This window comes from Microbacterium sp. B19 (assembly GCF_000333395.1).
Taxonomy (GTDB): Bacteria; Actinomycetota; Actinomycetes; order Actinomycetales; family Microbacteriaceae; genus Microbacterium.
On sequence record NZ_BADA01000352.1, the window covers coordinates 1 to 7,565 of the forward strand.

Annotated in this window: 8 protein-coding genes; 6 read left to right on the forward strand and 2 right to left on the reverse strand. The window is 71.2% G+C overall.

Annotated features, from left to right (window positions below; genetic code table 11):
• Nucleotides 1–224 precede the first annotated feature (224 nt).
• The 3 genes from I5G_RS25895 to I5G_RS12580 are packed head-to-tail and all read left to right on the forward strand — an operon-like array spanning nucleotide 225 to nucleotide 1,920.
• On the forward strand, nucleotides 225–587 hold the full coding sequence (locus I5G_RS25895; RefSeq protein WP_187288839.1) for a hypothetical protein: 363 nt from the start codon (nucleotides 225–227) through the stop codon (nucleotides 585–587).
• Nucleotides 584–1,066, forward strand: coding sequence for a hypothetical protein (locus I5G_RS12575; protein WP_148286490.1), 483 nt, complete (start codon nucleotides 584–586; stop codon nucleotides 1,064–1,066). The genes I5G_RS25895 and I5G_RS12575 overlap by 4 nt, the downstream gene beginning before the upstream one ends.
• Nucleotides 1,067–1,110: 44 nt before the next feature.
• On the forward strand, nucleotides 1,111–1,920 hold the full coding sequence (locus I5G_RS12580; RefSeq protein WP_022879375.1) for a transglutaminase family protein: 810 nt from the start codon (nucleotides 1,111–1,113) through the stop codon (nucleotides 1,918–1,920).
• 139 nt (nucleotides 1,921–2,059) lie between these two features.
• On the opposite strand, the gene I5G_RS25400 is transcribed toward I5G_RS12580, so the two are convergent.
• Nucleotides 2,060–2,593 (reverse strand): DUF3800 domain-containing protein, encoded by a 534-nt coding sequence (locus I5G_RS25400; protein WP_148286491.1) that lies wholly within the window; start codon nucleotides 2,591–2,593, stop codon nucleotides 2,060–2,062.
• 139 nt (nucleotides 2,594–2,732) lie between these two features.
• Between I5G_RS25400 and I5G_RS12585 the strand changes: the two genes are divergently transcribed.
• Nucleotides 2,733–4,397, forward strand: coding sequence for an arginine--tRNA ligase (locus I5G_RS12585; protein WP_022879376.1), 1,665 nt, complete (start codon nucleotides 2,733–2,735; stop codon nucleotides 4,395–4,397).
• A gap of 2 nt (nucleotides 4,398–4,399) precedes the next feature.
• The gene (locus tag I5G_RS12590) at nucleotides 4,400–5,170 is read left to right on the forward strand and encodes a DUF2993 domain-containing protein (RefSeq protein WP_022879377.1); all 771 of its coding nucleotides are present in this window, start codon (nucleotides 4,400–4,402) and stop codon (nucleotides 5,168–5,170) included.
• A 5-nt stretch (nucleotides 5,171–5,175) separates the two neighbouring features.
• Here I5G_RS12590 and I5G_RS25900 read toward each other — a convergent pair whose 3' ends face one another.
• Nucleotides 5,176–6,267, reverse strand: a complete 1,092-nt coding sequence (locus tag I5G_RS25900; protein ID WP_022879378.1) for a hypothetical protein — start codon at nucleotides 6,265–6,267, stop codon at nucleotides 5,176–5,178.
• Between the two features lie 249 nt (nucleotides 6,268–6,516).
• Between I5G_RS25900 and I5G_RS12600 the strand changes: the two genes are divergently transcribed.
• The coding region (locus tag I5G_RS12600) for an alanine racemase (protein ID WP_022879379.1) at nucleotides 6,517–7,565 on the forward strand (1,049 nt) is incomplete at its 3' end.

Here is a 7,565-nt window from a genome sequence, read left to right on the forward strand (position 1 = left end):
ATTCATTCTGCTAACCAGTAAGGCAACCCCGCCAGCCTAGCCGGGTCCTCAACGACAGGAGCACGATCATGCGCACCCGTGGCCAGGACCCAACGCTGCCCGACCTATCCTGAAGCCAAAGGAAATGAGATCGGAATTCGCACGAAGCGCTGGCCGCGCGACTCGTGTCGCCGCCCGAGATCCCCGATCACCTGCCCGGACCCTGGCGGACGCTTCTCACGCGCATGACCGCCATCGATCCGGCGGAGAGACCGGATGCCGCCTCCCTCGGCGCGGAGTTCCGTGCCCTGCCCGGCGAGCCACTGCCGCCGACGCCCCTCGGCGCCGCGGCGCTCGTCGACGGCCCGCCGTCCGACGCCGTCACTCGCACGCGCGTCCTGGCCCCGGTTCCCGACGCGCCGCGGCGGCCGAACCGCCGGACCGTCGTGATCGTGGCATCCGTTCTCGCCGTTCTGCTGGCTGCGGGGGGAATCACCGCCGCTGTCGCGCTCAACGCCCCGTCGGCGGCGTCCGATCCGGGGCTGCCCTCGCTTCCCGCACCCCTCGACCAGCACGTGAACGACCTCTGGAAGGAGGTCGGGCCGTGAGGCGCCGGTGGATCGGCGTGCCCGTTGTGGCGCTCGCCGTCGTCGTCGCGCTCGCCGGCTGCACGCAGCCCGCGCCCGAGACGACGGCGTGGCAGGGGACGGTGCAGACGCTCGCGAGCCAGGCGTCCGGCGGCGATTACGCGTCCGCGTCGGCGACGCTCGACCAGCTCGAGGCGGATGTCATCGCCCAACGCGACGCGGGGACGATCTCTCCCGACGAAGCCACCGCGATCCTGTCGCGCATCGCAACCGTCCGTGCCGATCTCGTATCGCTCGCCCCGAGCCCGAGCCCGGAGCCCACGGTCGCCGACACACCCGAGCCGACGCAGGACACCGTCGTCGACGACGGCCCGTCGCAGCAGGAACAGCCCCCGCAGAACGACGACAAGGGCCCCGGAAACCCGGGCAAGGGCGGCGGTGGCAAGGGCGGCAAGGGCGAGTCCACCGGGCCCGGTGGCCCGGGTAAGAAGGACGGATGAGCGAGGCGCGCCCCGGCCCCCTTCCGCCGTGCGAGGATGGCCCGGTGCCGCGCCGAGTGACCGCTGAACTCGACCTCGATCTGGGGTCGTCCGTCGACCTCATCTTCCAGATCACCGCTGCCCAGGGGGTGCCCCTGGCGAGCGAACATCTGACGTTCTCCAGCGGCGACCGCGTGTACACCCCGACCGAGATCGTGGACCAGTCCGGCAGCCGTCTGCACCGTCTCTCCGGCGAGCAGGGCCCACTCTCCGTCCGTTACGAGGCCGTGGTCGCCGGTGCCTCTCCGACCGTGCACACGAGCGACCTGGAGACGATCACCTACCTCCGCCCGAGCCGCTACTGCCAGTCGGACGAGGTGTTCGCGCAGGCCCGCCGCCAGTTCCGCGGTCTCGCGGGGGCGGAGCTCATCGCCGCGGTGTCGTCGTTCGTGGCATCCAGCGTCACGTACACCCCGGGGCTCAGCCTCGGCACCGACAGCGCCGTCACGACTCTGATGACCGGTCAGGGCGTGTGCCGTGACTACGCGCACGTCGTGATCGCGCTGCTGCGCGCCATGGACATGCCCGCGCGCTACGCCGCGTGCTTCGCGCCGGGGCTCGAGCCCATGGACTTCCACGCCGTCGCCGAGGCGTACCTCGACGGCGCCTGGTACGTCATCGACGCGACGCGGCTGTCCGACCGCCGTTCGCTCGTGCGCATCGCCACGGGTCGCGACGCCGCCGACTGCGCCTTCCTCAGCTACCACGGCGGGTACGTCGGCCTCGAGCGGATGTACGTCGACGCGGTCCTGGAGGACGAGACCCCGGATGCCATGTCCCCCGACGACCACGAATCCCTCGTGCAGATCGGCTGAGCGCTTCCCTGCGCGGAAAATCACCCGTCCGAGCAGCCAACGGGAGGTGTATCTGAAGTACGCTAGGGCCCACGGCGGGCACTAGCCCTCGGAGCCTGGCAGTCTTCCGGACGGTACGACGAGCCAGGCTCACGTGTTCTCACAGGTGGGTAGCCCTGTGTTGGACGAGTGGCTCTGCCCGTCGCGCCCACTCGCCTCCGCGTGAGTAGCACCAGGCGACCGCATCGCTCACCCACAGGAGTGGATGTTCGTGGGGCGCGGCATGCTCGAACGGCACAGAGGCATTCAAACGACGCAGGGTCTCGCTGATGATCCGGCGGTCGGCTCGCTCGACGGATTCGTCGCGCTCGACAATGAGACGTGTCGCTCCCGCCTGCGCGGCGCTTTCGACCAGAGCGCTCAAGGTCAACGGACGCGCCGCCTTGTCGGGGAGGCCCTGCGCGATCCAGACCGCACAGCGCACATCGAGTCGTGCCATGCACGACAAGAGGTGGCGCCGCCGGGAGTCGCTCTCGTTGGTGAAATGGATGCGACGCTGTCCAGGCTTGACGAGTGTCCGAATCGCGCGTTCGCACGCGGGCACGTGCGCCGCCGATGCACCTGTTCCGACGATGAAGTACCCCCGAGCTTTCGATTCATCGACGTAGATGCGGTCGCCGGCGAGGAATGTCATCGGGTCACCGTAAGGCAGCCGGCACAGACGTCAGCGCTCGCCCTCCGGAGGGACCGCGGTGGTGACTGACGACCATGAATCCCTGGTGCAGATCGGCTGAGCCGGGGGCCGCGGGCGCCTCGCCTAGAATTGCAGGGTTATGGATCCCGCAGCCCTCTCCGCCGCCCTGCTCGCCGTCATCGCCCCGCTCGCCGAGGCGCGACGCGAAGGGTCGTCCGCCGGGCTCACTGCCGTCGACCTCCCGCTCGAGCGGCCGAAGAACCGCGACCACGGCGACTGGGCGTCCAACGCCGCGCTGAAACTGTCGAAGGTGGTCGGGGCGAACCCGCGCGAGTTCGCGGCCGAGATCGCCGCCGGTCTCGAGAGCGTCGACGGCATCGCGAGCGTCGAGGTGGCCGGCCCTGGGTTCATCAACATCCGACTGGATGCCGCTGCCGCCGGCGCCCTGGCGAAGACCATCGTCGAGCAGGGTGCGGCTTTCGGGAGGAATGATTCCCAGCGCGGCAACACCATCAACCTCGAGTTCGTCAGCGCGAATCCCACGGGTCCGCTCCACATCGGTCACACCCGCTGGGCGGCGCTCGGTGACGCGATCGCCCGCGTGCTGCTCGCGAGCGGCGCCACGCTCGTCCGCGAGTTCTACATCAACGACGCCGGTGCGCAGATGGAGCGCTTCGGTCGCTCGGTCGTCGCGGCGCTCCACGGCGAGCCCACCCCCGACGACGGTTACGGCGGCGCGTACATCGCCGACCTCGCCGACCGGGTGGCGGCCGCGCGCGCCGACATCCGCGAGCTCGACCGCGCCGAGCAGATCGCGGTCGCGACCGAACTGGCCTACGGATTCCAGCTGGGTGAGATCCAGGCCTCCCTCGAACGGTTCAACGTCCACTTCGACGTCTGGTTCTCCGAGCGCACGCTCCACGCGCACGTCGACGGTCGGCCGAGCCTCGTCGACGAGGCCGTCGACCGTCTGCGCGAGCAGGGCCACGTCTTCGACGACGAGGGTGCCGTCTGGGTGCGCACCACCGACTTCGGCGACGACAAAGACCGTGTGATCCGCCGCTCGAACGGCGAGTACACCTACTTCGCCGCGGATGCCGCGTACTACCTCAACAAGGGCGACCGCGGTTTCGCGCACAAGATCTACCTCCTCGGCGCCGACCACCACGGGTACGTGCACCGTCTGAAGGCGCTCGCCGGTGCTGCTGGTGACGACCCCGAGAAGGACATCGAGGTGCTGATCGGTCAGCTCGTGTCGATCAACGGCGCCAAACTGTCCAAGCGCGCGGGCAACATCATCGAGCTCGACGACCTGCAGGAGTGGCTCGGCACCGACGCGCTCCGCTACTCGCTCGCGCGGTACCCCGCGGACTCGCCTTTGACGCTCGACCCCGAGATCCTGCAGAAGCGCACCAACGACAACCCGGTGTTCTACGTGCAGTACGCCCACGCGCGCACCCACAACGTCGCCCGCAATGCCGCCGATTCGGGCGTCGACCGGTCGGAGTTCGCCCCCGAGCTGCTCGATCACGAGACCGAGTCCGCGCTCCTCGGCGCCCTACAGGAGTACCCGCGGGTCGTCGCCTACGCCGCGGAGGTGCGTGAGCCCCACCGCGTCGCCCGCTACCTCGAGGAGCTCGCGGGTCTGTATCACCGCTGGTACGACAACTGCCGTGTCATCCCGCTCGGCGACGCCCCGGTCGAGCCGGTGCACCGCACGCGGCTCTGGCTCAACGACGCGACCGGTCAGGTGTTGCGCAACGGCCTCGCGCTGCTCGGCGTGAGTGCCCCGGAGCGCATGTAGCCATGACGGATGCCACGCGTCCCCGACGCCGGACCGGACGCACGATCGCGATCGTCGCCATCATCGTCGTCGTGATCGCGGGGCTTCTCGTGGCTGCCGAGGCGATCGCCCGTTCTGCCGTGGCGAACACGGTGCGCTCGCTCGTCGTGCAGCAGGTGGGGCTTCCCGCCGATCAGCAGGTCGACGTCCAGGTCCCGGGTCTCGTGCTGCCTCAGCTGCTGACGGGGCGCCTCGACCAGGTGGCGGTCTCTGCACCCGACGTCTCGCTCGGACCGCTGACGGGCGACGTCCGTGTCGACCTCCAGGACGTCCCCGTGGCGGGCAACGCTCCCGCGGCCGGGGGATCGGCCTCCGTGCGCCTCGACCCCGACCAGCTGCGCGCGCTCCTGTCGCAGATCCCGAACTTCCCGTCCGACACCGTGGGCACGGCCGCCCCCGACCTGACGCTGTCGACGCAGTTCTCGGTGTTCGGCATCCCGATCCCGGTGGGGATCTCCGTCACCCCCGGCGCGTCGGACGGCGACCTCACGCTCTCGCCGACGTCGTTCGAGCTGGGCGGGAACCGCGTGGATGCCGACACCCTCCGCGGTCAGCTCGGGGGTGCGGCCGACGCGGCACTGCAGACGTGGAGCCTGTGCATCGCCGACCGGCTGCCGGCCGGTCTCACCCTGAACGCGGTGAGCGTCCAGGGCCAGGACGTGGTGGCGACGCTCGACATCGACGGGCGCATTCTCAGCGACCCGGCGCTGCAGCAGAACGGCACCTGCGGCTGACGCGATCAGCCGGCCACCCGGAGCAGTCCCGCGTCGACGAGTGCCGCGAGGGCGGTGTCGGTCACAAGACCCGGATCCGGGCAGTCGAACCGCGCGTCCACGTCGGCCACCAGCGCCTCGCGGGAGACGCCGTCGGCGGCCTCCCACAGCGCCGGCGCGACGCCGGCGAGCACACGCAGGATGCCGCTCCCGTCGGCGTTCGCCGTGAGCACCGCGAGCGTGCCGTCGGGGAGCGGCGACCAGTCCACAGTCTCCGTGCGTTCGTAGCGGGGCCCCGCGGTGTCCTCCGGTGCACGACGGGTCGCTGCGGGCGTCACGACCGAGGGAACCGTCGTGGGCGCCCCGGCGTCGAGCAGGCCGCCGACGAGCATCGCGAGATCCTCGGCCTCGTCGTACTCGGCGCGTACGACGCCGCCGGTCTGCGCGATGAGGCCCGCCATCGTGCGGACCGCGCCGGGGAGCTGCGCGAGGGCGCTGGACTGCCCGGCCAGCTCGGCGATCGCCTCCGAGGTGGGCACCGGCAGCAGGCGTGCGGGCGTCGGTTCGCTGCGCCGGTCGAGCAGAACGATGCGCGCGAGCCGGAGGGGTGCCGTCGGCAGCTCACCCAGGCCGAGGTCGACGGGGGAGTGCTGCACCTTGTGCGCGACGCCGTCGGTGATGACCGACAGCGGCTTCCGGTAGGGCAGCACCGCTCCGGTGGCATCCAGGGCGATCGTCTCGTCCGAGACGTATCCGGCTCGGGCCGCGAGGAGGCGGATCGCGGTCGTCTTGCCGGCACCCGACGGGCCGACGAGCACGACGACCGCCCCGTCGTGCCCCGCGACCCCGGCGGCGTGCAGCATCCACAGCTCGCCGCGGCGTTCGTGTATCGCGCTGAGCGTGACGGCGCTCGAGAGGGCGGCGAGCATCGGTCCGGGACCGAGGGATGCCGTGGGTGTCACGGTCACGCGCGGCTCGGCGTTCTCGTCCGCGAGCGCGCCCGTCCATGCCGCGCGCACCGCATTCCGGTCCGCGTCGTCGAGCTCCCGAAGGTCGATGCCGATGCGGACGCCGAGAGCGTCGACGACGAGAACGGGGGAAGGGGACGGGCTCGGCACCGGTTCACGGTAGGGGTCGTGGGGTGTGGCAACCGCCGCCCTTTCGGCGCGAGACGGGATCCGGCCGGGTGGTTCACCCCCTGCTTCACCAGCCGAGCGGATCCGCTGGACGCTGCGGCCCGGGCGTGGGACGGGGGCGGCATATGCCGTGCCCTAGACTGCAAGGACTGCCTGTCGCGTGACGCACCGCGACGGCAGGAGCCGTGATCCGCGGCCGTCGCGTCGCCGCAAAACCCGATTGGTTCCTCCGTGTCCGCCTCGCACTCCGCGCTCGTGCCCGAGTGGCTCACCGCCCCGGCCGAAGCGAACGAGCTCGTCGCCTCCGTCTGGCCGTCCTCCGCGCACCGCGTCGACGACGGCTCCGTCGAGATCGCCGGGGTGTCCGTGTTCGACCTGCGCGACCGCTTCGGCACCCCGCTCTACGTGCTCGACGAGGACGAGGTCCGCGCCCACGCCCGCCGCGCGCGCGACGCCTTCGGGGCCGCGGCCGAGCGGCATGGCATCCGGTCCCACGTGTACTACGCGGGCAAGGCGTTCCTCTCCACCGAGGTCGTCCGCTGGGTGACCGAAGAGGGTCTCGCTGTCGACGTGTGCACGCGCGGTGAACTCGAGGTCGCCCTCGCCGGCGGTGCCGACCCCGCCCGCCTCGGCTTCCACGGCAACAACAAGAGCGTCGCCGAGCTCGAGCGGGCGGTCGAGGTCGGCATCGGGTCGGTCGTCGTCGACAGCCCCATCGAGATCGAGCGTCTCGCCGCGATCGCGGATCGCCGCGGGGCCGTGCAGTCGGTTCTCGTGCGCGTGCGCACCGGCGTCCACGCCGAGACGCACGCGTTCCTGGCGACCGCCCACGAGGACCAGAAGTTCGGCTTCTCGCTCGCGGGGGCCGCCGACGCCGTCGCCCGCATCCGCGAGCTGCCGAGCCTGCGCTTCGTCGGGCTCCACGCCCACATCGGCTCGCAGATCTTCGACTCCGCGGGCTTCCGCGAGTCCGCGGCGCGCCTCGTCGACCTCCACGCCGACCTGCTCGCGGGCGGCGAGATCCCGCTCCTCAACGTCGGCGGCGGCTTCGGCATCTCCTACACCTCGGTCGACGACCCGCGCCCCATCGAGGAGATCGCCGACGGCATCGTGGATGCGATCGCCGACGAGTGCGAGGTGCGCGGCATCCCGATGCCCGATGTCGCGTGCGAACCCGGCCGCGTCATCGTGGGGCAGGCCGGAGTGACCCTCTACGAGGTCGGGACCGTGAAGAAGGTCACGATCGGCGAGGAGCGCGAGCGCACCTACGTCAGCGTCGA